Origin of the sequence: Paracoccus sp. S4493, from assembly GCF_000967735.1 — a bacterium.
In the GTDB taxonomy this organism is placed as follows: domain Bacteria; phylum Pseudomonadota; class Alphaproteobacteria; order Rhodobacterales; family Rhodobacteraceae; genus Paracoccus; species Paracoccus marcusii.
The window spans coordinates 1-586 of the sequence record NZ_JXYF01000451.1 but is presented as its reverse complement, the minus strand read 5'-3'; the positions used below and the strand labels follow the sequence as shown (position 1 = coordinate 586).

The window sequence follows — 586 nt, the reverse complement described above, 5'->3', positions numbered from 1 at the left end:
CGGAGAGATCCTGGGCATCGCGGGCGTCAGCGGCAACGGCCAGACCCAGCTGCTGGAGATCCTGGGCGGATACCCGGAAAAGGGCGCCAAGGTCACGGGTGACGTGCGCATGAACGGCGCCTCCCTGCCCCTGTCCGGGCGCGGCTGCGATGCCGGTCAGCGCCGCCGCGACGGCGTGGGCCACATCCCCGAGGACCGTCAGGTTGAAGGCCTGATCATGGATTTCGCCGCGTGGGAGAACGTGGCCTTCGGCTGGCACGACGCGCCCGAGTTCAACAAGGGCTGGCTGATGGACAACGACGCCATCCGCCGCGACGCCCAGGCCAAGATGGAGCGGTTCGACGTGCGCCCGCGCGACTGCCACCTGGCGGCGCGCAATTTCTCGGGCGGGAACCAGCAGAAGATCGTGGTCGCGCGCGAGATCGAGCGCAACCCCGACCTGCTGCTGATCGGCCAACCCACGCGCGGCGTCGATATCGGCGCGATCGAGTTCATCCACAAGCAGATCGTGGCCCTGCGCGATGCGGGCAAGGCGATCCTGCTGGTCAGCGTGGAGCTGGACGAGATCCTGGCCCTGTCGGACCGC

The 586-nt window shown here is 68.8% G+C and carries 1 protein-coding gene; it reads left to right on the top strand.

Annotation, left to right across the window (positions count from 1 at the left end):
* Positions 1 to 586 (top strand): ATP-binding cassette domain-containing protein (locus TW83_RS18370; RefSeq protein ID WP_045984230.1); only part of this gene is annotated, 586 nt, incomplete at both ends.